General features: G+C 64.5%; 22 protein-coding genes and 2 pseudogenes. 8 read left to right on the forward strand and 16 right to left on the reverse strand.

Annotation, left to right across the window (positions count from 1 at the left end):
* Complete coding sequence (locus J4G43_RS36220; RefSeq protein WP_208089506.1) at positions 1-2,127, forward strand: xanthine dehydrogenase family protein molybdopterin-binding subunit; 2,127 nt, start codon at positions 1-3, stop codon at positions 2,125-2,127.
* A complete protein-coding gene (locus J4G43_RS36225) occupies positions 2,124-2,822 on the forward strand; it encodes a molybdate ABC transporter substrate-binding protein (RefSeq protein ID WP_208087829.1) in 699 nt (232 codons plus the stop codon). The genes J4G43_RS36220 and J4G43_RS36225 overlap by 4 nt, the downstream gene beginning before the upstream one ends.
* Positions 2,823-2,837: 15 nt before the next feature.
* Here the strand turns inward: J4G43_RS36225 and J4G43_RS36230 are convergent.
* From J4G43_RS36230 to J4G43_RS36250, 5 genes and pseudogenes are all read right to left on the reverse strand, one after another.
* Positions 2,838-3,643 (reverse strand): annotated as a pseudogene (locus J4G43_RS36230) (SDR family NAD(P)-dependent oxidoreductase).
* 22 nt (positions 3,644-3,665) lie between these two features.
* Positions 3,666-4,958 (reverse strand): TRAP transporter large permease, encoded by a 1,293-nt coding sequence (locus J4G43_RS36235; protein WP_208087830.1) that lies wholly within the window; start codon positions 4,956-4,958, stop codon positions 3,666-3,668.
* Positions 4,949-5,497: a TRAP transporter small permease gene (locus tag J4G43_RS36240; protein WP_208087831.1), complete on the reverse strand. Its 549-nt coding sequence runs from the start codon at positions 5,495-5,497 to the stop codon at positions 4,949-4,951. The genes J4G43_RS36235 and J4G43_RS36240 overlap by 10 nt, the downstream gene beginning before the upstream one ends.
* A gap of 62 nt (positions 5,498-5,559) precedes the next feature.
* Positions 5,560-6,531, reverse strand: a complete 972-nt coding sequence (locus tag J4G43_RS36245) for a TRAP transporter substrate-binding protein (protein ID WP_071911867.1) — start codon at positions 6,529-6,531, stop codon at positions 5,560-5,562.
* 22 nt (positions 6,532-6,553) lie between these two features.
* On the reverse strand, positions 6,554-6,712 hold the full coding sequence (locus J4G43_RS36250) for a hypothetical protein (RefSeq protein WP_208087832.1): 159 nt from the start codon (positions 6,710-6,712) through the stop codon (positions 6,554-6,556).
* A 427-nt stretch (positions 6,713-7,139) separates the two neighbouring features.
* Between J4G43_RS36250 and J4G43_RS36255 the strand changes: the two are divergent.
* Positions 7,140-7,921 (forward strand): annotated as a pseudogene (locus tag J4G43_RS36255) (cyclase family protein).
* Positions 7,922-7,925: 4 nt separating this feature from the next.
* On the opposite strand, the gene J4G43_RS36260 reads toward J4G43_RS36255, so the two are convergent.
* The 6 genes from J4G43_RS36260 to J4G43_RS36280 form a co-directional block, all read right to left on the reverse strand.
* The gene (locus tag J4G43_RS36260; protein ID WP_028149678.1) at positions 7,926-8,654 is read right to left on the reverse strand and encodes a Crp/Fnr family transcriptional regulator; all 729 of its coding nucleotides are present in this window, start codon (positions 8,652-8,654) and stop codon (positions 7,926-7,928) included.
* 282 nt (positions 8,655-8,936) lie between these two features.
* The gene (locus tag J4G43_RS55410; RefSeq protein WP_256461316.1) at positions 8,937-9,062 is read right to left on the reverse strand and encodes a hypothetical protein; all 126 of its coding nucleotides are present in this window, start codon (positions 9,060-9,062) and stop codon (positions 8,937-8,939) included.
* An 83-nt stretch (positions 9,063-9,145) separates the two neighbouring features.
* Positions 9,146-9,859, reverse strand: coding sequence for a helix-turn-helix domain-containing protein (locus tag J4G43_RS36265; protein WP_208087833.1), 714 nt, complete (start codon positions 9,857-9,859; stop codon positions 9,146-9,148).
* A 128-nt stretch (positions 9,860-9,987) separates the two neighbouring features.
* The gene (locus tag J4G43_RS36270) at positions 9,988-11,091 is read right to left on the reverse strand and encodes an ABC-type transport auxiliary lipoprotein family protein (protein WP_208087834.1); all 1,104 of its coding nucleotides are present in this window, start codon (positions 11,089-11,091) and stop codon (positions 9,988-9,990) included.
* A 3-nt stretch (positions 11,092-11,094) separates the two neighbouring features.
* A complete protein-coding gene (locus tag J4G43_RS36275; protein WP_208087835.1) occupies positions 11,095-11,862 on the reverse strand; it encodes an ABC transporter ATP-binding protein in 768 nt (255 codons plus the stop codon).
* A 2-nt stretch (positions 11,863-11,864) separates the two neighbouring features.
* Positions 11,865-13,001, reverse strand: coding sequence for an ABC transporter permease (locus J4G43_RS36280; protein ID WP_208087836.1), 1,137 nt, complete (start codon positions 12,999-13,001; stop codon positions 11,865-11,867).
* A gap of 176 nt (positions 13,002-13,177) precedes the next feature.
* Here J4G43_RS36280 and J4G43_RS36285 point away from each other — a divergent pair, with 176 nt between their 5' ends.
* Positions 13,178-13,453, forward strand: coding sequence for a hypothetical protein (locus tag J4G43_RS36285; protein WP_208087837.1), 276 nt, complete (start codon positions 13,178-13,180; stop codon positions 13,451-13,453).
* Positions 13,454-13,936: a phage holin family protein gene (locus J4G43_RS36290; protein ID WP_208087838.1), complete on the forward strand. Its 483-nt coding sequence runs from the start codon at positions 13,454-13,456 to the stop codon at positions 13,934-13,936.
* Positions 13,937-13,945: 9 nt separating this feature from the next.
* Here J4G43_RS36290 and J4G43_RS36295 read toward each other — a convergent pair whose 3' ends face one another.
* Positions 13,946-16,639 (reverse strand): bifunctional acetate--CoA ligase family protein/GNAT family N-acetyltransferase, encoded by a 2,694-nt coding sequence (locus J4G43_RS36295; protein ID WP_208087839.1) that lies wholly within the window; start codon positions 16,637-16,639, stop codon positions 13,946-13,948.
* A gap of 69 nt (positions 16,640-16,708) precedes the next feature.
* Entirely contained in the window at positions 16,709-17,548 is an 840-nt protein-coding gene (locus J4G43_RS36300) for a universal stress protein (protein ID WP_208087840.1), read from the reverse strand.
* A 183-nt stretch (positions 17,549-17,731) separates the two neighbouring features.
* Between J4G43_RS36300 and J4G43_RS36305 the strand changes: the two genes are divergently transcribed.
* The 3 genes from J4G43_RS36305 (at position 17,732) to J4G43_RS36315 (ending at position 21,076) form a co-directional block, all read left to right on the forward strand.
* A complete protein-coding gene (locus tag J4G43_RS36305; RefSeq protein WP_208087841.1) occupies positions 17,732-19,255 on the forward strand; it encodes a bifunctional aminoglycoside phosphotransferase/ATP-binding protein in 1,524 nt (507 codons plus the stop codon).
* Positions 19,256-19,280: 25 nt separating this feature from the next.
* A complete protein-coding gene (locus tag J4G43_RS36310) occupies positions 19,281-20,255 on the forward strand; it encodes a CHAD domain-containing protein (protein ID WP_208087842.1) in 975 nt (324 codons plus the stop codon).
* Between the two features lie 92 nt (positions 20,256-20,347).
* Positions 20,348-21,076 carry a CBS domain-containing protein gene (locus tag J4G43_RS36315; protein ID WP_208087843.1) on the forward strand — a complete coding sequence of 243 codons (729 nt, stop codon included), beginning with the start codon at positions 20,348-20,350 and terminating at the stop codon, positions 21,074-21,076.
* 18 nt (positions 21,077-21,094) lie between these two features.
* Here the strand turns inward: J4G43_RS36315 and J4G43_RS36320 are convergent, their stop codons facing one another.
* The 3 genes from J4G43_RS36320 to J4G43_RS36330 form a co-directional block, all read right to left on the reverse strand.
* A complete protein-coding gene (locus J4G43_RS36320) occupies positions 21,095-21,553 on the reverse strand; it encodes a RidA family protein (protein ID WP_085405778.1) in 459 nt (152 codons plus the stop codon).
* A gap of 21 nt (positions 21,554-21,574) precedes the next feature.
* Positions 21,575-23,266 carry a benzoate-CoA ligase family protein gene (locus tag J4G43_RS36325; protein WP_208087844.1) on the reverse strand — a complete coding sequence of 564 codons (1,692 nt, stop codon included), beginning with the start codon at positions 23,264-23,266 and terminating at the stop codon, positions 21,575-21,577.
* 148 nt (positions 23,267-23,414) lie between these two features.
* A complete protein-coding gene (locus J4G43_RS36330; protein WP_014493760.1) occupies positions 23,415-23,924 on the reverse strand; it encodes a MarR family winged helix-turn-helix transcriptional regulator in 510 nt (169 codons plus the stop codon).
* Positions 23,925-24,123: the final 199 nt, after the last annotated feature.

Here is a 24,123-nt window from a genome sequence, read left to right on the forward strand (position 1 = left end):
ATGCCGTCCCCCGTCCCGAAACTGCCGGTTAGCCTCGCGGCCAATCCAAAGCTGTCGTCCTGGGTGCGGTTCAGCGGCGAAGGCGGTGTCGCAATTTCGCCCGGCAAGGTCGAGATCGGCCAGGGCATCGTCACGGCGCTGGCGCAGATCGCCGCGGACGAGCTCGACGTCGATATCGGCAGGATCGAGCTGATCCGCGCCTCGACGGCGACCAGCCCGAACGAGGGCGTCACCTCGGGCAGCCTTTCGGTCCAGCAGTCCGGCCGCGCGCTGCGACACGTCTGCGCCGAGGTCCGCCAGCGCTTCCTCGCAGCTGCATCGGAGCGTCTCGGCGTCGATGCGGCGCTGCTCGATATCGATGACGGCACGATCTCGGGTCCCGGCAATGTCAGGACCAGCTATTGGGAGCTGGCTGGCGACGTCTCGCTCGACCGCGACGCCACCGCGGGTGTCGTGGCGAAGCCCGCTGCCACACGCGGTGTCGCCGGACATTCGGTCCAGCGGGTCGACATTCCCGACAAGGTGTTCGCGCGACCGCGCTTCATTCACGATCGCGCACTGCCGGACCTGGCACACGGCCGCGTGCTGCGGCCTGACATCTCGGGTGCCAGACTGATCGCGCTCGACGAGACGGCGGCGCGCGCCGTTCCCGGTCTCGTCGCGATCGTCCGCGACGGCGGCTTTGCCGGCGTGGTTGCCGATACCGAGGCTGCGGCGGAAGCCGCACTGAAAGCCTTGCGCAAGGGCGCAGCCTGGTCGGCCGGCGAGCTGTTGCCCAACGAAGACGATCTTGCAGGCTTTCTGAAGAGCCAGCCGGTCGAAACCACCGTCATCGACACCAGAGCAGCGTCAACGACGAAGAAAGCTGCGCGCACCCTCCGCCTGCAATACACCCGTCCCTACATCGCACACGCCTCGATCGCGCCGTCCTGCGCCATGGCGCAATGGGACGGCGAGCGTGTCCATGTCTGGACCCACAGCCAGGGCGTCTATCTGCTGCGCGCCGATCTTGCGATCGTGCTCGAGCTGCCGGCCGAGAACATCGTCGTCGAGCATATGGAGGGGGCCGGCTGCTACGGGCACAATGCGGCCGACGACGTCGCGCTCGATGCCGTGTTGCTGGCGAAAGCCGCCGGCGGCCGCCCGGTGCGGGTGCAGTGGTCGCGCCATGACGAGATGTCTCATGCGCCGTTCGGCGCAGCGATGGCCATCGAGATCGAGGCCGACCTCGATGCGGACAGCGAGATCGTCGGCTGGCGCCATGCAATCTGGAGCAACGGCCATGCCGCGCGCCCGGGACGCGCGGCGCAGCCGGCGCTGCTTGCGGCGACCGAGATCGCGAACCCCTACCCGCGCATGATCTCGACGAATCCACCGGCCGCCAATGGCGGGGGCGGCGACCGCAACTCCGTTCCACTCTACGACCTCCCGGCCTGGACCATCACGAGCCACCGGGTGCTGACGATGCCGGTGCGCACGTCGGCACTGCGGACCCTGGGCGGGCAAGGCAATGTGTTCGCGATCGAATCCGTACTCGACGAGATCGCGGTCCTGCGCGGCGAGGACCCGATCGCGTTTCGCCTGCGTCATCTCCGCGACGAGCGCGCCAGCGACGTCATCCGCGCCGCGGCACGGCGCGCGCAGTGGAAACCGCAAAAACAGTCTGGCATCGGCTATGGCGTCGGCTTCGCCCGCTACAAGAACACAGGCGCCTATTGCGCCGCGATCGCGGAGATCGAAGGCAACGACGACATCCGTGTCAGGCGGTTGACGCTTGCGGTCGACGTCGGCGAAGCCATCAATCCGGACGGCGTCATCAACCAGATCGAGGGCGGTGCGATCCAGGCCACGAGCTGGGTCCTGAAGGAGCGCGTGCGCTTCGATTGCACGCACATCACGTCGACATCTTGGACGGACTATCCGATCCTGACCTTCAGAGAGGTGCCGGCGGTGGATGTCGAAATCATCCAGCGGCCGGAGATCGAGCCGGTGGGCGCCGGCGAAGCCGCGCACGGCCCCGTGACGGCGGCGATCGCCAATGCGGTCTACGACTGCCTCGGCGTGCGCGTGCGCGACCTGCCGATCACGCGCGATAGGATCATCGCAGCCATGGAGCTTGCATCGTGACGACAGTGACCATTTTGAGCGGCGGCGCGGCGCAAGGCCTGGTGCGCGGCCTCGGCGAGCCCTTCAAGACGCAGACCGGCCTCAGCATCGACGGCGAGTTCGGCGCGGTCGGCATCATGGCCGACAAGCTGCGCGCGGGGACGCCGGCCGATCTCGTGATCCTGACGCAGGCCCTCCTTGCGAAGCTCGCCGCGGAGAGGCTCGTCGTCCCCTCCTCGATCGCAGATATCGGCCGGGTCGAGACCGCGCTGGCGGTCCGTAACCGCGATCCGAAAGTCACGGTGAAGACTGAGGCCGATCTCCGCGAGGTGCTGCGATCCGCGGATGCCATCTACGTTCCGGACACCAAAGCCTCGACCGCGGGACAGCATGTCGCCAAAGTGCTGGATCAACTTGGGATCGCCTATGAGGTCGCATCGCGTCTCAAGATCTTTCCGAACGGAGCGACCGCGATGCGGGAGCTTGCTGATTCCACCGCAACTCAGCCGATCGGATGCACCCAGGCGACCGAGATCATCGCGACCGACGGCATCGCGCTGTCAGGATCGCTGCCGCCGGGCTGCGAGCTCGTGACGATGTACACGGCTGGCGTGACGGCGCGGGCCGCACATCCGACAGAAGCGGCCGCGCTTATCGCTCTATTGACCGGCGCAGACCGGAAGGAGCTGCGCCGGAGCATGGGCTTTACCGGCTAGGTGCCGACGGCCGCCTTATTTGTGCAACTGGGTGAGACCGGTCGGCGGCCCATCGACGGCGGTCCAGCCGCCGTCGACGAACAGCGTGCTGCCGCTGACATAGCTCGCGGCATCAGAAGCAAGATAGGCGACCGCCGTCGCGACCTCGTCGGCGCTGCTCCAGCGGTTGAACACGGTATGGCCGGCATAGAGATTGTAGATATCGGGCCGCTGCTTGAACGGGCCGGTCAGCGCGGTCTCCGCAATGCTCGGCGCGATCGCGTTGACGTGGACGCCGGCGTGGCCGACCTCTGAGCAAAACCCTTCACCAGCAGGCCGATCGCCGCCTTGGTCGAGCCATAGACGCCAAGACCGGGCTCGATGGTCACCGCGCGCACCGAGGAGCAGGCGATGATGCTGCCGCCCTTCTGCTCGACCATGATGCGGCCGAAGGCCTGGAAGAACCAGACGGTGCCCTTGATGTTGAGGTTGAGGACGCGGTCGAGATCCTCCTCGGTGTAGTCGAGGATGGTCTTGCGGATGTTGAGCCCGGGCGTCGTCACGGCGATGTCGAGCCGCGAGAATTTCTGCATGACGATCTTGGCGAGCGCATTGACGTCCGCAGCACTCGCGGCGTCGCAGCTAGCTGCTTCCGCCCAGCCGCCCTTGTCGCGAATTCCGGCTGCCGTCGCCTCGGCGGCGTCAAGCGCACGATCTGCGCAAACGACGCGGGCGCCGAGCCCGGCCAGCGCCTCGGCCGACGATTTGCCGATGCCCGAGGCGGCGCCGAGCACCACGGCGGTCTTGCCGGTGAGATCGAAGAGCTTGCGATAGTCAGTCACGAACGGATTCTCCCTGTTGCTGCTATCCCTTGTAGCCCATCAGCAGGCGGGGCAGCCACAGCGAGAACGCGGGGACGTAGGTCACGAACATCAGAGCTGCGATCAGGGCAGCATAGAACGGCAGGATGGTGCGCATCACCGCACCCACCGAGATGCCGCCGATGGCGCAGCCCACGAATTGCGTCGTTCCGACAGGCGGGGTGTTCAGCCCCAGCGCGCAGTTGATCAGCATCAGCATGCCGAACTGCACCGGATCCATGCCCGCCTTCATCGCGATCGGCAGGAAGATCGGGGTGCAGATCAGGATGGTCGCCGCCATGTCCATGAACGTGCCGAGCACGAACAGGATGACGTTGATGAGCAGGAAGATGACCCAGGGCTGCGAGGACACCCTGCTCATCAAGTCACCGGCGAAGTCGGCGACCTCGTAGAGCCCCATCAGATACTGGAACATGGTGGAGACGCCGATCAGCAGCAGCACCACGCCCGTCGTCTTCACGGCCTTGGCGGCAGCCCGCAGGAAGTTCGGCAGGGTCATGGTGCGGTAGATGAAGAAGGTCAGCAGGATCGTGTAGGTGACCGCGACGGCAGCGGACTCAGTTGCGGTGAAGACACCGGACAGGATGCCCGCCAGGATGATGCCGACGATCAGAAGTCCGGGCAGCGCGGCTGCGAACGAGCGGAAAACCTCGGCCCAGCCCGGGAACTTGCCGGCCGGATAGCCGCGCTTCACCGCGACCGCGTAGGCGGCGACCAGCATGCACACCATCAGCACGATCGCCGGCAGAAGTCCGGCGGCGATCAGCGCGCCGATCGAGACCTTGCCGCCGGCAGCGAGCGCATAGATGATCATGTTGTGGCTGGTCGGCATCAGCGCTCCGACCAGCGAAGCGTGGGTGGTGACGTTGACGGCGTAGTCGGTGTCGAACCCTTCCTTTTTCATCATCGGGATCATCACCGCGCCCATCGCCGACACGTCGGCCACGGGCGAGCCGGAGACGCCGCCGAACAGCGTGCAGGCGACCACGTTCGACATGCCGAGCCCGCCGCGGATGTGCCCAACGAGATTCTTGGCGAGCTGCACGATCTTGTCGGCGACGCCGCCATGCAGCATGAGCTCACCGCTGAAGACGAAGAACGGAATGGCGAGGAAGGAGAAGATGTTCATCCCCGACATCATCTGCTGGAAGATGACTGCGACCGGCAGGCCTTCGTAGAGGATGGTGCAGATCGCGGAGAGACCGATCGCGAAGGCAACGGGTACGCCGAGGATCAGGAAGCCGAAGAAGGTTGCGCCGAGAATGATCAGTTCCATGAGGGGACGACCTCTTCGCCGCGTAGGAGCGCAATGATGTGCTCGATTGAAAAGGAGACGATCAGGACGCCGGAGGCGATCAGCGGGACGTAGCGGATGACCTCGGGGAGCCCGAGATTGGGGATCTTCACGGTTCCGACCGACGCTCCGAGGATCCAGCCGTTATAGGCCATCGCAATGCCGAACAGCGCGACCAGAACGTGGATCACGAGCTCGATCTTCTCTCGCAGATGATCCGGAAGCATCACCAGCAAACTGTCCATGCCGATGTGTCCGGCGTCGCGAACGCCAACGGCGGCGCCGATCAGCGTGACATACAGGATCAGGACCAGCGCAAGGTTCTCCGTCCAGGTCGGGCTGGAATTGAGCACGTAACGTCCGAACACCTGGTAGAACACGATGGTGACGATGACGAGCAGGCCGGTCACGGACAGATACATGCCGAGGCGAGCAACGACGGCATTGATCCGCGACAGCAAGCCGGTCGACGGTCGGCCGGTTACCTCCTGCTCGTGGCTTGCGACATGTGGGTCTGTCATCGGCGTCTCCTTGCGGGGGTCCGGCGCCGCCTCGCGGCGACGCCGGACCCGACGCTGTGGCCCTACTTCGTGTCCTGGATCCGCTTGACGAGGCCCTTCAGCTTCTCGTCGCCGGCGAACTTGTCGTACACCGGCTTCATCGCATCGACGAATTCCGCTTTGTTGGCGATCGTTACGACCTGCACGCCGGCCGCCTCGACGGTCTTGCGGGAGGCCTGCTCACGCTCGTCCCAGAGCTTGCGCATGACGGGCACCGATTCCTTGGCCGCCTTGCGGACCATCGCCTGATCCTCCTTGCTCAACGTGTCCCAGACCGTCTTGGACATCACGAGAACTTCCGGCGCGAGCGAGTGCTCGGTGACGTTGTAGAACTTGGCGGCCTCGAAGTGACGCGAGGATTCGTAGGACGGCCAGTTGTTCTCGGCGGCGTCCACGAGGCCGGTCTTGAGCGCGGTATAGACCTCGCCATACGGCATCGGTGTCGGGTTGGCGCCGAGGCTCTGGATCATGCCGACCCAGAGGTCGGACTGCTGGACGCGGATCTTCAGGCCCTTGAGGTCGGCGAGCGATTTGACCGGCGCCTTGACGGTGTAAATGGACCGGGCGCCGCTGTCGTAATAGGCAAGGCCGATCAGGCCCGCGGGCGCCATGGACGCCAGGATTTCGTCGCCGATCGGACCATCGAGAACCGTGCGCATGTGCTGCGTGTCCCGGAACACGAAGGGCAGGCACAACGCGATGGTCTCGGGCACGAAGTTGTTCAGCGGCGATGCGTTGATCCGCATCATGTCGAGCGCGCCGATCTTCAGCTGCTCGATGGTGTCCTTCTCCGAGCCCAGGGCTCCGTTGGGAAACACCTTCACACCGAGCTTGCCGCCGCTCGCGGCTGCGAGCTGCTTGCCCATGAACTTGACGGCTTCGACGGTCGGATAATCGGCGGGGTGGATGTCGGCCGAGCGGAAATCGCGTGCGGTCGCCAGCGGCGCTGAGACCGCCAGTACGGCGGCTGCGATGATGCCGGTGAGTGTCTTCATCTGGGGCTTCCTCCTGAGTTAATTATGTCGTTGTCGGGCCGATGCTGCAGGCCGCCTTGGGTCGCTCCACTTCGGGTGTAAAGTCAAGCGTTGCAAACGCACCACCTTGGTAGGATTGCGCGGCGGAGTCGAGCGGATTTGACTGGTGAACGATCACGGCGAGGAAAGGTGCGAGCTTCATCGCGCCCTCTCCGGCGGGGACTTGCGCGGCAGGTGCCGGCTTCCCTTTAATCCCGCCTCGCCGTCGGCCAATGCCGGACGCGAGGTGACGATGCTCGTCATATCCATGGACGTTCCTCTGGTTTTAGAATCGACCGCTATTGGTTGCGGCTTGGAGGTGCAGACGTGACGGTCGCCCCATCCTTGCGATGCGCGCTGATCAGCGCGATGTCGCCAACGTCGTCCCTAGGGCGGGCGGCATTCTGAGTCCAAGCCAAATCCGGCATCGATCAATGCTGGAGTTGCATCGATCGATCATGCATCACTTCGAGGGCGCGATCGACGAATGCCCCGTTTTTCCGAAATCGCCTGCACCGGGGCGTTACTTGACGCCAGAGGTAGAGCCCGCCCAAGATGCGCCGAAACGGAACATCGCGAGGGAAATGCCCATGCCGCGGAAGCTGATCGATATTTCCGTGCCGCTCAGAAACGACGTGACGGCCGATCCGCCGGGCAATCACCCGACGATCCAGTATATTGATCACCAGCAGGGCCTGCCCCGCATGCTGCAGTTCTTCGACGGCCTCAAGGCGGAGGATTTGCCGGATGGCCAGGGCTGGGCGGTCGAGCAGGTCTCGCTGTCCACCCACAACGGCACGCATCTCGACGCGCCCTGGCACTTCCACCCGACCATGAATCGCGGCGAGCGGTCTGGACGATCGACGAGGTGCCGCTCGAATGGTGCCTGCAGCCCGGCGTGAAGCTCGACTTCCGCCACCTGGCCGATGGGTACGTGGTGACTGCCGACGACGTCGAGAAGGAGCTGAAACGGATCGGGCACACGCTGTCGCCGCTGGAGATCGTGGTCGTCAACACCAGCGCCGGCGCCAAATTCGGCCAGGCCGATTACGTCAACTCCGGCTGCGGCATGGGCTATGAGGCCACCATGTACCTGCTTGAACGCGGTGTACGGCTGACCGGCACCGACGGCTGGAGCTGGGACGCGCCGTTCGTCTACACCGCGAAGAAATATGCCGAAACAAAAGATGCCGGCCTGATCTGGGAAGGTCACAAGGCGGGACGACACATCGGCTATTGCCATCTCGAGAAGCTGCACAATCTCGACAAGCTGCCGTCGACTGGATTCACGGTCTCATGCTTCCCGGTGAAGATCGAGCGAGCGTCCGCAGGGTGGACCCGAGCGGTCGCCATCGTCGACAATCAGGTCTGAGGCCTCACTCGCCGTCCAGGCCGCTCGCGGCGAGGTCGCGCAACGCATCGGTATCCAGCACGACGATGGCGCCGTGCTCGAGACGGACCCAGTTGCGGCCGGCCCAGGCGCGCAATTGCTTGTTGATGCTCTCGCGCGTCATCCCCACCATCTCGCTGATCTCCTGCTGCGTGATGGCGAGCGTGCCGCTGCCGGAGTCGAACTTGCGCTCTTCGGTGAGACCGAGCAGCGCGCTCGCAAGCCGGCCCGGCAGATTTTGCAGGATCACCTGCTCGACCTGCTGGCTGGTCCAGCGCAGGCGCGCGCAGAGCAGCTCGATGAACTTCATCGCTAGCGCCGGCTGGCTCTTCACGAATGGCAGGAAGTCGCGGCGGTCGATGATGTAGAGTTCGCAATTGGTGTTGGCAGTCGCGTCGGCCGAGCGCGGCGCGCCATCGAGAACCGCGATCTCGCCAAAGATTTCTCCCGGACCGATCAGATTGAGAATTGCGTTCCTTCCATCCGGCGACGAAGAGGAAATCTTCACTGTTCCCGTGATCACCGCGAACAGGTTGTTGCCGGGATCGCCCTTGGCGGCGATCGTCGCACCGCGCTTCACCGTGGTGTGCTTGGCATAGCGGCAGAGCTGATCGAGCGCATCTGGCTCCAGATCCGCGAAGATCGGGTGCTTGCGCAGGACCGATAATTTGTTGCCCGCCGCTTGTCGGGGGTCGCCGGTCTTGTCCTGAGGCACGCCGCTCGGCTCCTAAGACTGCGAGGCACTGGAGTTCCTGCGTAGTCAACGTTAGCAGGCTTTTCAACCGGAAAGCATGTGCACGGTTTGAGCCAAATACGGCGAAAATGCCGCGGTCGGGCGCCAAGGCGGCATCCGGGGGATGAGCCAATGTGTCCCGGTCGATGCAGAGTTGCAGCTATCGCGCGCACCATTGCGTTGAGGCGCTGCCGAACGGCCGCGAGCTGGCCGTGGAAGCCTCCGCGGCAAGCACGGTAAAACGCGATTGTGATCTCGGGACCGTCAGTGCTTGGCGTCCGAATCGGGGCGACCTGCGCTGGTTTGCCGGTCTGCCCATGCCAAGGCCCCGGCGAATGTGACAAAAACGACCACGACAGCGATCGTCACCAGCAGTGCGTCAGTCGGCATGATGCCCTCCCCTGTTATTTTGGGCATTATTGGCGGCGCACGACCGCCGTCATTGATTGGGATCAAAATTGGCGAGCGCCGGATCAGGCCGCAGCCAAGGCCTCGACCTTCGCCGGATCGAGCAGGCTGATGCCGCCATGAACGATCTCGATCACCCCATGTCGCTCCAGCTTGGTGAAGGTGCGACTGACGGTTTCGATGGTCAGGCCGAGATAATCGGCAATGTCCTGACGACTCATCGGCAGCTGAACCGTGTCCGACGCCCCCTTCAGCGAGAATAGCCGCTCGCGCCAGGCGAGCAGAAACGTCGCGACTTTCTCGTCCGCCGATCGGCGGCCGAGCAGGACCATGTGGTCGCGCGCCTGGCTCAACTCGCGAATCGCCAGCTCGTTGATCCGCCTGAGGAGGTGCGGCCGGCTCTCGACGAAGCGGCCGAAGGGCGCCTTCGCGAACTGGCACACTGTGACGCCACCGATCGCATCGGCCGAAAAATTGTGACGGCCGGAAATATTCATCCCCAGGAAATCGCCTGGTAACGCGAATCCCACGATCTGCCGCCGACCGTCGGGCAACAGCTTGTAGAGCCGCATGACGCCGTCGAGGAGATTGTAGAACGAGGTCGTGCTGTCCTCCTCGGAGAAGACGGTCTCGCCCCCGTCAAAGAGGACGCGGCGCCCCAGATGCTCGAATTCCCTGAGCTCGGCCGGGTCCAGCGACGAGCACACCGCGAAGTCGCGGACCGCACAATCGCGACAGAAATGCCCGTTCGGCTCAATCGTCACCACGGAAGCCTTCATCTACCGCTCCAAGCACCGGCTTGCCCCGCATCAGGCCGAGCCCACCGCGCGGGCTGCATTTTACTGCACTGCGCCAAAGCCGATTGACCCAGATCAATTTTGGCGGGCATGGCCGTCTTGTGCTGTTGCTAGACCGCCTGCACCGTCCAGCCGATCAGCTCCTTTGCAATGCGGGCGAAAGCTGTGTCGAACGCTGCGACCGCCGCGGCCGGCTCGACCTTGTCAAGCGTCTCGCTGGTCTCGACGAGGCGCGACGCCACCACTTTGCCGTTCTTGTCGACGATGCGTGCCGACAGTCCGATCTCGACCCGAGCCTCGCCTTCCGTGGCGATCCGGAAGCGCCTGATGTCGATCAGGAGCTGGTAGTCCGCCTGCCCGAGATCGCTCGTGCGCAAGGGCGCGTGGGCGATGTCGTAATTCTCAAAGCTGTCGATCAGCCGCGCCTGCACCAGTTTTGGAATGCTGTCGGCCCAGAGGAATTCCGCAAAACCCGGATTATCCCCGCTGGGTGCAAACAACATCCGCTGGGTCTGGAGCATCGCGACCGCGGTCGGCTCGGGAATCGCCAGTGACGCCGAAAGCGTCTTGCCGGCCGGCCCAAGATTCTGCGGCGTGCGCAGGTCGTAGGTGATCTTCTGCGCCGGCGTCCCGCCGCCGGTCATCTTTTCGAGGCCTGCCAGAATACCGTCGATTTTGCCGGTGTTGCGCGCGAGCCCGTCGGAGAATGTCTTGAGGTTCGCGATAGTGTCCTTCAGCGGACCGGAATTGTCCTCCAGCACGGTGTCGACCCGTCGCAGCGCATCGCGCGCAGCCTGCGTCATGCTCTGGCCTGCACCGGCCTCGGCGATCAGGGTCACGGGCTCGCCGGCCTTGGCAACGATCATGCCGCCCTCCAGCGTCACCACCGGCACGCCGGTCAGCCCCTGGAAATCGAGCCCGACCTTCGTGTCGGTACGCACGGGTGTCGTCGAGGCAACCGAGATCGTCGCATTGACGAAGCGCGGATTATCCGGCGCGAGGCCGATCTGCGTCACCTCGCCGACCCGGATGCCGTTGAACAGCACACCGGCACCGACCAGCAGGCCCGGCACCGGCCCCTGGAATTGCACATGATAGTTTGCGCGCGGCCCGATGCCGCCTGTGTTGTTCAGCCAATAGACGAAGCCGAACACCGCGAGGATAGCGGCCAGCACGAAGCTGCCGATCAGCACGTAGGGAGCGCGGGTTTCCATGTCTCATCTCATCTCGTGTTGCAGCATCTGAGAGCGCTTGCCGTGGAAATAGGCGCGCACCCAGGGATGCTCGGATTGCAGCAATTCGCGCATCGGGCCGATCGCCACGATCTTGCCGTCGGCGAGCGCGGCGACGCGGTCGCAGACCGTGGTGAGGCTCGCAAGATCATGGGTGACCATGAACACGGTGAGGCCGAGGGTCTTCTGCAGCGTCCCGATCAGCGCGTCAAAATCGCCGGCGGCGATCGGGTCGAGACCGGAGGTCGGCTCGTCCAGGAACAGGATCGGCGGATCGAGTGCAAGTGCGCGGGCTAGCGCCACGCGTTTGGTCATGCCGCCCGAGAGCTCCGACGGATATTTGTCGGCGTCCTGCGCTCGCAACCCGACCATCTCGAGCTTGGCGATGGCGATCTCGTCCATCAGCTCCTGCGACAGCACGAGATTTTCGCGGAGCGGAAACTGCACGTTTTGACGTACCGTCAGCGAGGAGAACAGCGCACCTTGCTGGAACAAAATGCCCCACGTCGTGGCCGCGCCTTCGGTGCGGCCACCGATCGGCCGTCCCATGACTTCGATGCTCCCGCCCTGGCGCGGGATCAGGCCGATGATGGTGCGCATCAAGACCGACTTGCCGCCGCCGGAGGCACCGACGAGCCCGAGGATCTCGCCTCGGCGGACGTCGAGCGACAGATGGTCGAGCACGGTCTGGCGGCCGAAGCCGACCACGAGGTCGCGAACGCGGATCGCGAATACCTCTTGCGATTCGTCCATCGTCACATTCCGATCGAAGCGAAGAAGATCGCGAATAAGCCGTCGAGCACGATCACCAGGAAGATCGATTTCACCACCGACGTGGTCGTCTGCCGCCCGAGCGATTCCGCGCTGCCCTTCACACGCAATCCTTCGCTGCAGGCGACGATCCCGATCACCAGAGCCATGAAGGGCGCCTTCAGGATGCCGACCTCGAAATGGGTGACGGAGATGGCCTCATGCAGCCGCGCGATGTAGATCGCCGGTGCCATCCCGCCGTAGAACTGCGCAACCAGTCCTCCGCCATAGAGCGCCGCAACCGCCCCAATGAACGCGAGGATCGGCAGCGCGATGACGAGGGCTGCCACTCGCGGCAATATCAGGACATGGACGGGATCGAGGCCCATGGTCGAGAGCGCGTCGATCTCCTCGCGCATCTTCATCGAGCCGAGCTCGGCCGTGTACGCGCTCCCCGACCGGCCGGCGACCATGATGGCGACGATCAGCACACCCAGCTCGCGCAGCACCAGGATGCCGACCATGTCGACAGTGTAGGACTCCGCACCGAACCTGCGGAAATGAAAGAACCCCTGCTGGGCGATGATGGCACCGATCAGGAAGGTAATGAGAACGACAATCGGAATGGCCTGCCAGCCGATCCGGTAGAGCTGATAGACAAGCGATGTCAGCCGCAGCGAGCGTGGCCGGCGCAGCACGCCGATCACGGCGATGAACAATGCACCCAGCATTTGAAGAAAGATCGTGACGTCTTCGCGCGCGCCAACCGTAGATTTGCCGAGATCGCCGAGCCTGAGCAGAATCGGGTTTGGCGCGGCCGCAACCGCCGGGGGGTGGCGGTTGACCTGACGCACCTCATCCATCAGGCCGCTGAAATGATCGGCAACGCCGACGAATTCGGCCGATCTGCCGGATGATGCGGCCCGTCGCGACAGCTTCTCCAACACCCAGGCGCCGAGCGTGTCGAGCGCGCTAACGCCGGACATGTCCAGCGTCACGGCACTGGATCGATCGACATCCGCTCCGACCGATCGGGACAGCGTTTCGAGCGCCGACACATTGGCTGCCGTCCACGGCCCTTCCGGGCGCAATTTCAGCACATCGCCGGAGGGCGTTGCCAGCAACAGCGGTTCGGAGTTCACGCTTCCACCTCATCGGGACAATTGGTCCCCATTCAGCCGCCACTTCTAGGCCAGCCCGTGGCGGCCGGGTTGACCTGTCTCAACACCAGGGCCACGCGCCGTCCCTTGACGCAAATCAAGCGCGGCCGCGCCGCCGGGCCTTAGGGTCGCTTCCATTCAAGGGAGTTCTCAAATCCATGTTCAACAGCGACAGGATGAGCGAAGAACTGCGAGCGCTGAAGGTTGACGTCACGCGTCTGCTGAGCACCGCAGGCGAAGAGATGTTCGACAGCTCGAAAGACCGGGCCGAGGCTCTGGCCGATCAGATCAAGGCCGCGCTTGCCGAGCTCGGAGAAACCGTCAGCGACGAGCAGGAGCAGCTTCAGCGCCTCATTGTGGAACGCCCGGTCACATCGCTCGCCTCCGCTTTCGCACTCGGCGTCGTCGTCGGCGTCATGCTGAGGAGACACTAAGTGAATACCGAGAATGTCGTCAAACATCTGCGCGTGCTGTGGCGCGCGGACAGGATCATCGCGGACATCAAGCTGCGCCATCTGTTGATCGGTCTCGGCCTGCGGGCCTTCGCGGCCCTGATCGCGACATTCGGGCTCCTGATGCTGGAGCTGTCGGCCTATTTCGCGCTGGTCCAGATCTGGAGCGCAATTGCGGCGGCTGCCATCCTCGGCACCGTCAATTTCGCCATCGCGGCGGTTCTCTTCGTCGTTGCCGGCCGTCCTCCATCCGGCCGCGACATCGAGCTCGCCAATGAAATTCACGGCGCATCCATCGAAGCCTTGCAGCTCGAGGCGCGGGCGCTCCAGGCCCAGGTGTCAGGCGCGGTCCATCATCCGCTCAGCACGATTGTGCCGGTGCTGGTGCCGCTGATCGCGATCATCGTCAAGAGTCTGCGGAAAACGGCCACGGAATCCGCCGCATCGCGCGAAGCGCACTCGTGATCGGAACGCTCAGAGCTTGAGCCTGACGTCACAGAGGTCGGGCTCGGTCGAATCCGGCTTCACGTCGAAGCCGAGCTGGCGGCACATCTCAAGCATTGTGGTGTTCTCCCTGAGAACATCACCCGAGATGGTCTTCAGCCCCTCCGATCTCGCATAGTCGATGATCAACTGCATCAACGCCCATCCGAGCCCCCTGCCCTTGAGGTCGGAGCGCAGCAGGATCGCATATTCGCCGCTCTCATAGACCGAGTCCGAATGGAGCCGGACCACGCCGACCATCTCGCCGGTCGCTTCGTCGAATGCGATGAAGGCCATTGCGCGGGCATAATCGAGCTGGGTCAGGCGCGCGATGAACTCGTGGGTGAACTCCTTCATCGGCGCGAAGAAGCGCAGGCGGAGGTCGTGCGCCGTGACGTGACGCAGGAATTCGTGGATGGTCGGCTCGTCCTCGGGACGCAGGGGCCGTACGAAGATGCGCCAGTCATCCTTGAGCGCCAGGCGGCGCTCCCACTGCGACGGATAGGCCCGGACGGCGAAATTGGCCGGGCCGGAGCCGGCGAATTTGCGCTGCGGCGGCTCCACCGCGACGCGGGCGTCGACCGCGGTCACGCCGGTCTCGTCCGCAAGCAGTGGGTTGATGTCGAATTCACGGATCTCGGGAAGGTCGGCGGCCATCTGGGCGAGCTTGACCAACACCATCGCGACGGCGTCCGGCTCGACCGCGGGTACGTCGCGATAGGCCTGCAGCAGCCGTGATACGCGCGTGCGGCCGATCAGGTCGCGGGCGAGTTGCAGATCGAGCGGCGGAAGCGCCAGTGCCTTGTCGTTGATGATCTCGACCGCCGTCCCGCCCCGGCCGAAGACGACAACGGTGCCAAAGGTGGGATCGTCGGCAAGACCCAGGATCAGCTCGCGCGCCTTCGCCTTGACGACCATCGCCTGCACGATGACGCCCTCGATGCGGGCTTCGGGACGGAGCTTCCTCGCCCGCGCGAGAATGTCGGTGGCAGCCGCGCGCACGGCCTCCGGCGTGGTCAGATTGAGGACGACGCCGCCGACGTCCGACTTGTGGACGATGTCGCGCGACATGATCTTCAGCACGACTGTGACGCCCTGCGCGAACATCTCGCTGGCGTAGGCGACAGCCTGCTCGACATCGGTTGCAGCACGGGTCGGTACCATCGCGATGTCATAGGCTCCGAGCAGGTGCTTGATCTCGATGGGCTCGAGCCATTTGCGGCCGTCCGCGATCGCAGCGGCGACGATCTGCCTGGCAGCCCGGGCGTCAGGCACGAACGTGTCGGGCATCGCGGGAGGAACCTGGCTCAGCTCCTCTACGACCTCGCGATGCCTCACGAGATGCATGAAGCCGCGCACCGCATCATCTTCGGTCGGATAATTCGGAATGCCCGCGCCGGAGAGCGCCTGAACGATGTTCTGATCGGCTCCAACCCAAGCCGCCAGCACGGGCTTCGCCCATCGACGCTGCTTCTCGCGATATTTGCCGACGAGCTCCGTCACGGTCGCGGCGATGTCGGCCGCCGGGGCGATCGCGGTCTGCACGTTGAGGACGAGGACGGCATCATTATCAGGGTCTGCGAGCAGCACCTCCAGCGCCGCCGCGTACCGCGATGCATCGGCATCACCGACGATGTCGACGGGATTTGCACCGGACCAGGTCGGCGGCAGCACTGCATCGAGGCTCTTGCGCGTCTCAGCCGAGATGGATGCCGGGATTCCACCAAGGTCCACCAACCGATCCACGGCCAGGACACCGATGCCGCCGCCATTGGTGAGGATGGCGAGACGCTTTCCCGCCGGCGGTTCGACGCGACCGAGTGTCTCGGCGCAATCGAACAGCTCGCGCAGATCGGAGACCCGCAGGACGCCCGCACGGCGGAACGCGGCATCATAGACGGCGTCGGCGCCGGCGAGCGCGCCCGTATGGGTTGCCGCCGCTTTGGCACCCTGCGCCATGCGGCCGGACTTCACCACGACGACCGGCTTCACGCGCGCCGCGGCCCGTGCCGCCGACATGAACTTGCGCGCGTCCTTGATGGCTTCGATATAAAGCAGGATCGCGCGGGTCTTGGGGTCCATCGCGAAATGGTCGAGCAGGTCGGCAATATCGACATCGATCTGATCGCCGATCGTGACAATTCCGGAGAACCCGACGCCGCGCTGCGCAGCCCAATCCACCATTCCGGCCGCGATCGCGCCGGATTGCGAGATCAGCGCGAGGTTGCCCGCCCCCGGCATGTGCGCGGCAAAGCTGGCATTGAGGCTGACGCCGGGCATCATGATGCCGAGGCAGTTCGGCCCAATCAGCCGCATGCCGTATTTGCGTGCCGCCGCGATCGCGGCCTCGTGCAGGGACCCAGGTCCGTGACCGAGGCCCGCCGAGACGATCAGCGCGCCGGCCGAGCCACGACGTCCGGCCTGGTCGATAATACCGGGGACCTCGCGCGCCGGCGCGGTGATGACCACGAGCTCGGGCACGAAGTCCAGCCTGTCCAGACTGCCCACCGCGGCGATGCCGCCGATCTCGGCATGGCGCGGATTGACGAGGCCGAACCGACCCTTGAATTCGGCCTTGTGAATATTCTCAAGAACGGCGCGGCCGACGGAGACCGGGCGGGCGCTCGCGCCGACAAGCGCAACCGAACGCGGCGACAGCAGATTCTTCAAGCGATAGGTTGACATGAAAGCAAATGCGCCCGGTCGGTGGCGGTTCCGATGGTTGGCGATCAGGCCGATAAACTGGCGATGCGCCTAGTGCGAGATAATAACCCAGCACGGCGGCTGGCCAATGACGGTCTTTGTCACACCACCCCAGACGATCTCGTTCAGGCGTGAATGATGGTAGGCGCCCATCACGATCGCATCCATGGCATGGGAATTCGCCCAGCTCCCGAGCACCTTGCCGATCGAGCTGCCGCCGCCCTTCGTCGTTTCGAACGAGGCGTAGACCCCGTGTTCCCTCAGATGGTCGACGAGCGCGGTTCCGGATTGCACGATGGCATCGGTCTTGTCGTCCGCCACCGTGACCACCCGGGCGGATGAAGCAGCCTGAAGAATGGGCAGCGCGTCGCCGACGGCCCGCGCGGCACGGGCGGAGTGATCCCAGGCGATCATGACGTTCTCGAACTCCGGTCGCAGCTCGTCCACATGCTGTTCCGGGCAGAGCAGCAGCGGCCGGCCGGATTCGAACAGGAGCGTTTCGATGATGCGTTCCGTTTGACTGTCATGCGGCCTCACGGGGACCAACGTCAGATCGCTGAAGCGCGCATGCTCGGCCAGGATCGACGCCATCTGGTCCGCCGGCACCTTACCCGATCGGCTTTGGGCACGAATGTTGGCGCGGGAGGCTGCATTGGTGAAGGCGTTGAGGAGTTGCTGCACGTCGCTTAGCTCACGCGAACCGCTCGCCTCCGGGGGATCCAAATCGCCAGGGATGATGACCTTCGGCCGCACGAAAACATCTTCCTCGAGCGCGAGCGCGGTGATCCTGGCGCCGAGGTCGGCGGCGACAGCCACGCATGTCGCGATCGCGGCGAGGGCCGGTCCGCGCGGTTGGCCGACAAGCGGCAGAAAGACATCCTTGATGGGCATCGGGATTCTCCTTACCGGTTAGGATAAGCCACCTTTCGCCGGGAAGCTTGATCCTCCTCAAGGCGGGAACACCGCGCAGCCAGCCGACGACAGGCTTTGACCGATGTCAAGGACTGGCCCCGATCCGCCTCTAAGGATTAGCCTGCTGCCTCACCGCTGACGCATCTGGAAATGCCTGCTGAGATGACAGACGATTCTGCAATCCAGGAACGGGTCTTCGAAGCTCTAAACGCGCGTCCTGGCGTAAAGCGGATCGACACCCACGCAGCGTCGGTGTTTCTCGACGGAACGCGCGCCCTGAAGATCAAGCGGGCTGTCAAGTTTCCATTCCTCGACTATTCGACGCTCGAAAAGCGCGAGGCGGCCTGCGAAGAGGAGATCAGGATCAACCGGCCGCTCGCGCCGCAAATCTATCACCGCGTCGTGGCGATCACGGAGGAACCGGATGGATCGATCGAGATCGACGGTGGCGGCCGGCCGATCGAGTATGCGGTCGACATGTCCCGCTTCGACGAAAACCGGACGCTGGACCATGTGGCAAAAGCCGGCCCGCTGGATGCAGAGCTCGCTCCGGCCATCGCGAATGCGATCGCAGCATCGCATGCGAGGGCGCCCGTCGCGGATGGCGCCGCATGGATTGCCTCCATTCCTGCGCTGATCGATGGCAACAGCACCGGGCTGCGCAGCGGTGGCCATTTCGAAGCAGCAGAGGTTGATCAGCTTGACAAAGCCTCACACCGGGCATTCCTGCGCGTCCGCGCTACACTGGAAGAACGCGCGCGCCACGGTTTCGTGCGCCGCTGTCACGGCGACTTGCATCTCGCCAATATCGTGCTGATCGACCGGCAGCCTGTCCTGTTCGACGCGATCGAATTCGACGCGCAGATGGCGACTGTGGACGTGCTCTACGATCTTGCGTTCACGCTGATGGACCTGCTGCGCCATGACCAGTCGGCCACGGCCAATGCCGTCCTGAACCAGTATCTGATGACGGCGCCCGACGAAACGCTCGACGCCCTGGCGGCGCTGCCACTGTTCATGTCCATGCGCGCCGCGATCCGTGCGCAGGTGGCGCTGGCGCGACTGAGGCGGCTTGATGCCGACGGCCCCGGCACTCTCGACGAGGCGCGCCGCTATTTCGAGCTCGCCCGGGCTTTGATTCATCCCCCCGCCCCTCGCCTGATCGCGGTTGGCGGACTGTCGGGCACCGGCAAATCCGTGCTCGCCCGCGCGCTGGCGCCCGTCGTGGCGCCACATCCGGGCGCCGTCGTGCTGCGCAGCGACGTCATTCGCAAGCAGCTGTTTCAGGTGGGACACACCGAACGGCTACCGCCGTCCACGTACCGGCCTGACGTGACGGCGCGCGTCTACGGGGTGCTGATGCAGCGCGCCCGGCAGGTTCTGGCGCAAGGCCACTCGGCAATCGTCGACGCCGTCTTTGCGCGCGAGACCGAGCGAGACGAGATGGCCGCCCTGGCACGCGAGTGCAGCGTACCGCTCAATGGACTATTCCTCGTCGCCGACCTCGCCACCCGCCAGGCGCGAATCGGCGGCCGCCGGGGCGACGCGTCCGACGCCACGCAAGAGGTTGCCGCGCAGCAAGAGCACTATAATATCGGCCATGTCGGTTGGGCGACCATCGATGCATCCGGGACACAAGCGCAGACGCTCCAGAATTGCCGGGACGTAATCGCTGAGGGCAAATAAGGCAATCTGATTGGCGCGGGCTAGGATGGCGCGACCCACCACGAGTTCGATGGCGACCGCTCGCGCCAAGCCTGCGGCGCGGCGCAATGTTCTGCCCGGCCGCCTCAGCCCCGGCATGGCCTGCGACACCGCGTTCCGGATTATCGCCCGCCGCCACCTCGATGCCGTCCTCGCCCAGCACGATGGCACCTGCCACGGCGATCCCGAGGCGCTGCATCAGATCCGGATCGCACTGACGCATCTGCGCACCGCCATCCGCTTCTTCTCGCCCATGGTCGACGATGCCCTGCGGCCGAATGTCTGGGCCGAACTGAAATGGCTGAACAGCCAGCTCGGCATGGTGCGCGACCTAGACGTGGCGATCGAGCGGGTTATCGCCGAAAGCGGAGGCGAGCTTGACGTGATCGCCGAGCTTCAGCATTGGGACGAGAAGCGCGCCGAGAGCCACCGCCTGCTGGCGCGCGCGCTGCAATCGGCGCGGTATCGCCGTCTTGTCGAGCAGACCTCCGCCTGGATCGAGAGCGGTCCTTGGTCGACCCGGCGCAGCAAGGAGGCCATCCGATTGCGCCGCTGCCCGCTTGCCGACCACGCGACGGCGCAGCTCACGGAATGGGAAACGACGCTGCTCAGGAAGGCGCGGAAACTGCGCAAGCTCGACGTCGGAAAACGGCACAAGCTGCGGCTCCTCAACAAGCGGCTGACCTATTCGATCGAATCGCTAGAGGATTTGTTTGCAGACGAATCGCTGACCAAACAGAAGTCGATCCTCAAGCAATTACGCAAGGCGCAGAAGTCCCTCGGGCAATTGAACGACGATGCGCGAGGCCAAACCCTGGCAGCGTCGCTGAACGAGGCCGTCCCCGAGGCGGGCATTCGCTTCCACAACCGGAAGCGCCAAAAGAAGCTGTTGCGGACCGCCTCGAACGCTTACCGGAAACTGGACATGGCCAAGCCGTTCCGCTCCTCCGACCTCGCCCCGAATGCGGAGCCCGAGGATTAGGTGCGGACCAGCTTGACTTGGGTCAAATCAGCTTCCTGCCGGTGACCTAAGCTCCACACATCGATATTCGTGTGAACTTGCGGAGCTTCCCCATGCGCGCCCACCAGATCATGACCCGCTCGGTCATCTCGGTTGCCCCTCACACCAGCATCGTCGAGGCGGCAAACATCATGTTGAAGCGGCACGTCAGCGGCCTCACCGTGGTCGACGATGCCGGCAAGCTGGTCGGCGTGGTCTCCGAGGGCGATTTCGTTCGCCGCAGCGAAATCGGCACCGAGCGCAAGCGAGGCCGCTGGCTGCGGTTCATCCTCGGCCCCGGCAACTCCGCCAGCGATTTCGTCCACGAGCACGGCCGCAAGGTCTCGGAGGTGATGACCGCCTCGGTCGTGACCATCACCGAGGATACGGCGCTCGCGGAGATCGTTGATCTCATGGAACGGAACAACGTAAAGCGGCTGCCGGTGGTGCGCGGCGACAAGGTCGTCGGCATCGTCTCGCGCGCGAATTTGTTGCAGGCGGTGGCGGGGCTCGCCCGCGAGGTACCGGATCCGACGGCCGACGACGATCACATTCGCGGCCGTATCACCGACACCATGGAGAAAAACGACTGGTGCCCGTTCGGACTGAACGTCATCGTCCGGGACGGCATCGTTCATCTCAGCGGCGTCATCACCGAGGAATGCGCGCGTCAGGCCGCCGTCGTCGCGGCGGAGAACGTCGAGGGCGTCAAGAAGGTGCACGACCATCTGTGCTGGGTCGACACTGTATCGGGCGTCTATCTGAATTCGCCCGAGGACGACGATCTCGCCAGGGCCAGTTAGGCGCGAACCGAAGGCGACTTAGCGGGGAATGACGGCCGTGGCTTCGATCTCGACGCGCGCCGCCTTCTCGACGAGGCGGACGACCTGCACCAGCGCCATCGCAGGATAGTGCGCACCGAAGGTGGCACGGTAGCTCTTGCCGAGCTCCCTCAGGTTCGCCAGGTATTCGTCCATGTCGACGACGTACCAGGTCAGCCGCACGAGGTGCTCGGGCCGCGCACCCGCCTCGGCTAATATCTCGGCGATGTTGCTCAGGGCTTGGCGCACCTGTGCGACAAAGCCGTCCGCGAGACGCTCCTCGGCGTCCCAGCCGATCACGCCGCCGGTGACGACGATGCGTCCCTCGGCGGCCATGCCGTTGGCATAGCCTTTCGGTAGCGGCCAGCCGGACGGTTGGAGCACCTGCGCCCTGGAGCCGGTTTCGCTCTCGGCTGCTGTCGGCAGCACCGCGAGGTGCGGGCCTTTCGGCGTCGTCACGGACAATTCTTCATCCTTCTCTTATTCCGCCGCAACGCCAGAGGACGTCGCTGCAGCCTGCGCCAACTGCCGCAGGGCAAATCGCTTCAACTTGCCGGTCTCGGTCTTCGGCAGTTGCACCACGAACTCGATCGCGCGCGGATATTTGTAAGGTGCAATCTCACGTTTGACATGCTCCTGCAACTCCGCTGCGAGTTGAGCGTCCGGCGTCACACCTGGGGCGGCGATGACATAGGCCTTCACGATCATGCCACGCGCCTCGTCCGGCGCACCGACGACGCCGCACTCGGCTACGGATGGATGCGTCAGCAGCGCCGCCTCCACATCCGTGCCCGCGATGTTGTACCCGGCTGACACGATCATGTCGTCGGAGCGCGACTGGTACCAGAAGTAGCCGTCGCTATCCATCAGATAGGTATCGCCGGTGATGTTCCAGCCGTTCTGGACGTATTTGCGCTGCCGCTCGTCGGCGAGATAGCGGCAGCCGGTCGGGCCGCGCACCGCGAGCCGCCCCATCGTGCCCGGCGGCAGGTCATTGCCGTCGTCATCGACGATTTTTGCTTCGTAACCCGGCACGGGTTTGCCGGTTGCGCCGGGACGGATCTCGTCCACGGTCGCGCTGATGAAGATGTGCAGCAGCTCGGTCGAACCGATGCCGTCCATCAGCTTGATGCCGGTGGCCTTGAGCCAGGCATCGAATGTCGGCTTGGGGAGGGTCTCGCCCGCAGAGACGCACTTTCGCAGCGAAGAAATGTCGCGACCCGCGAGCTTGCCGATCATGGCGCGATAGGCGGTTGGCGCGGTGAAGCAGACCGAGGTCTTGTATTGCTCGATCGCCGTCAGCATGTCGTCCGGTGTCGTCTTCTCCAGCACGACGAAGGAAGCGCCGATATGCATCGGAAACAACACGCCGCCGAAGCCGAAGGTAAAGGCGAGCGGGGCTGAACCGACGAAGCGATCCTTCTGCTCCGCCCTCAAGATGTTGCGCGCATAACCGTCGCAGACCGCCAGCATATCCCGATGGAAATGCATGGTGCCCTTGGGATCGCCCGTCGTGCCCGACGTGAAGGCAATCAGGCAGATGTCATCGGCGGCGGTATCGACCGCCTTGAACTCCGGGCTCGCATCAGTAATCAGCGCCTCGAGCGAGTCCGACGCGCCGTTGCCCCAATAGACCACGTGCTTGAGGCCGGGCGCCGCCGCTTTCGCCTTCTCCATCTCCTCCGAGAGTTTTCCATCGCAGAGCGCGAGTGTAATCTCCGCCTTCTGGATCGGATAAGATAGTTCCTTGGCGCGCAGCAGAGGCATGGTCGCCACGACGATGCCGCCAGCCTTGATCACCGCGAGATAGGTCGCAACCATCATCGGATTGTTGGCGGAGCGCAGCAGCACGCGTCCGCCGGTTACGAGACCAAGCTTGCGAACCAGCACGTCGGCGATGCGGTTCACGAGCGCTTGCAGCTCGCGATAGGTGTAGCTGACGGCCGGACTGATGACGCACGGCGCGTCGCCGTGGCCCTGCTCGACCCAGCGGTCGAGAAAATAGCTGACGCAGTTCAATCGCTGCGGATAGTGCAGCTCCGGCCGCGTGAAGATGAATTCGGGCCAGAACTCGCGCGGCGGCAGATGCTGCCGTGCGAATGTATCGACGTGGGCTGTCGCGGCGTTGCCGTCATACGAACCCGACTCTTGAGCCTTAGCGGCGTTGGCCATCGCACGCTCCTTTCAGCATGGAAAGCACCCGGCAGCATCATCTGGAAAACATTTTAGGCTTAAAACAATTCGGCGCAATAGCGGATTTTGGGCATCCCATGCATTTTCCGGCGGCAAGGTGGGACTGGCGGGGTGCCCCGCTGGCGGACTACGGCCGGCGGCGACCGGCCGATTTCTGCGCCGACGCCTTTGTCTTGGCCAGGAGCCGCATCAATTCGCGGACATCCTTCGGAGTCAGGTCGGCGAACAGATCGGCGATCCAGGTCTCGTGCTCCGCAGCCATCCTGCGAAACTCGGCGCGACCCAGCTTTGTGAGGCGGATCACCTGGACGCGGCGGTCCGTCTCCGAGGTGCGCCGGTCGAGATGGCCCGATTCCACCAGCCGTTCGACGAGGCCGGTGACGTTGCCGTTGGACACCATCATGCGCTTGGAGACGTCGGACAGCGTCATGCCATCGGGCGCCTTGTCGAGCTGCGCCATCAGGTCGAACCGGGGCAGCGTGACGTCGAAGCGCTGTCGCAGGCGGCCACGGACTTCGCCTTCGATCAGGGTGGTGCAGGTGAGCAGACGCAGCCACAGCCGAAGCTCTTCGGCGTGGTCCTCCGGCGTCTCGACGGCTTTGGTCTCGGAATCGAGCATCTCGATGCAGTCACTCATGGCCGGCCCTGGCGCCAGCACGGATTCCCCAACGTTTTGAGCTTCAAATAAATCGGCCCCGGCCGCAAGCCTAAAGCTGCAACAATCGACCGCACCGAATTTCTTTAGGCTTCAAATAACTGGCGCGCCGCTTGCATGCGCACTGCCCGCAGGATGGCCACGCCTTGAGCTTGCTTGCCGCGGCCGCCATCATCGGCAT

This window comes from Bradyrhizobium barranii subsp. barranii (genome assembly GCF_017565645.3).
In the GTDB taxonomy this organism is placed as follows: Bacteria; Pseudomonadota; Alphaproteobacteria; order Rhizobiales; family Xanthobacteraceae; genus Bradyrhizobium; species Bradyrhizobium barranii.

Bases quoted from the DNA above. Each gene is read 5' to 3' on its own strand.
- J4G43_RS36295 (WP_208087839.1), bottom strand. From the start codon at position 16,639: ATGTCAACCTATCGCTTGAAGAATCTGCTGTCGCCGCGTTCGGTTGCG.
- J4G43_RS36240 (WP_208087831.1), bottom strand. From the start codon at position 5,497: ATGACAGACCCACATGTCGCAAGCCACGAGCAGGAGGTAACCGGCCGA.
- J4G43_RS36315 (WP_208087843.1), top strand. From the start codon at position 20,348: ATGCGCGCCCACCAGATCATGACCCGCTCGGTCATCTCGGTTGCCCCT.
- J4G43_RS36300 (WP_208087840.1), bottom strand. From the start codon at position 17,548: ATGCCCATCAAGGATGTCTTTCTGCCGCTTGTCGGCCAACCGCGCGGA.
- J4G43_RS36265 (WP_208087833.1), bottom strand. From the start codon at position 9,859: ATGAAGGCTTCCGTGGTGACGATTGAGCCGAACGGGCATTTCTGTCGC.
- J4G43_RS36305 (WP_208087841.1), top strand. From the start codon at position 17,732: ATGACAGACGATTCTGCAATCCAGGAACGGGTCTTCGAAGCTCTAAAC.
- J4G43_RS36330 (WP_014493760.1), bottom strand. From the start codon at position 23,924: ATGAGTGACTGCATCGAGATGCTCGATTCCGAGACCAAAGCCGTCGAG.
- J4G43_RS36220 (WP_208089506.1), top strand. From the start codon at position 1: ATGCCGTCCCCCGTCCCGAAACTGCCGGTTAGCCTCGCGGCCAATCCA.
- J4G43_RS36310 (WP_208087842.1), top strand. From the start codon at position 19,281: ATGGCGCGACCCACCACGAGTTCGATGGCGACCGCTCGCGCCAAGCCT.
- J4G43_RS36235 (WP_208087830.1), bottom strand. From the start codon at position 4,958: ATGGAACTGATCATTCTCGGCGCAACCTTCTTCGGCTTCCTGATCCTC.
- J4G43_RS36325 (WP_208087844.1), bottom strand. From the start codon at position 23,266: ATGGCCAACGCCGCTAAGGCTCAAGAGTCGGGTTCGTATGACGGCAAC.
- J4G43_RS36250 (WP_208087832.1), bottom strand. From the start codon at position 6,712: ATGAAGCTCGCACCTTTCCTCGCCGTGATCGTTCACCAGTCAAATCCG.
- J4G43_RS36245 (WP_071911867.1), bottom strand. From the start codon at position 6,531: ATGAAGACACTCACCGGCATCATCGCAGCCGCCGTACTGGCGGTCTCA.
- J4G43_RS55410 (WP_256461316.1), bottom strand. From the start codon at position 9,062: ATGCCGACTGACGCACTGCTGGTGACGATCGCTGTCGTGGTCGTTTTT.
- J4G43_RS36270 (WP_208087834.1), bottom strand. From the start codon at position 11,091: ATGGAAACCCGCGCTCCCTACGTGCTGATCGGCAGCTTCGTGCTGGCC.
- J4G43_RS36275 (WP_208087835.1), bottom strand. From the start codon at position 11,862: ATGGACGAATCGCAAGAGGTATTCGCGATCCGCGTTCGCGACCTCGTG.
- J4G43_RS36285 (WP_208087837.1), top strand. From the start codon at position 13,178: ATGTTCAACAGCGACAGGATGAGCGAAGAACTGCGAGCGCTGAAGGTT.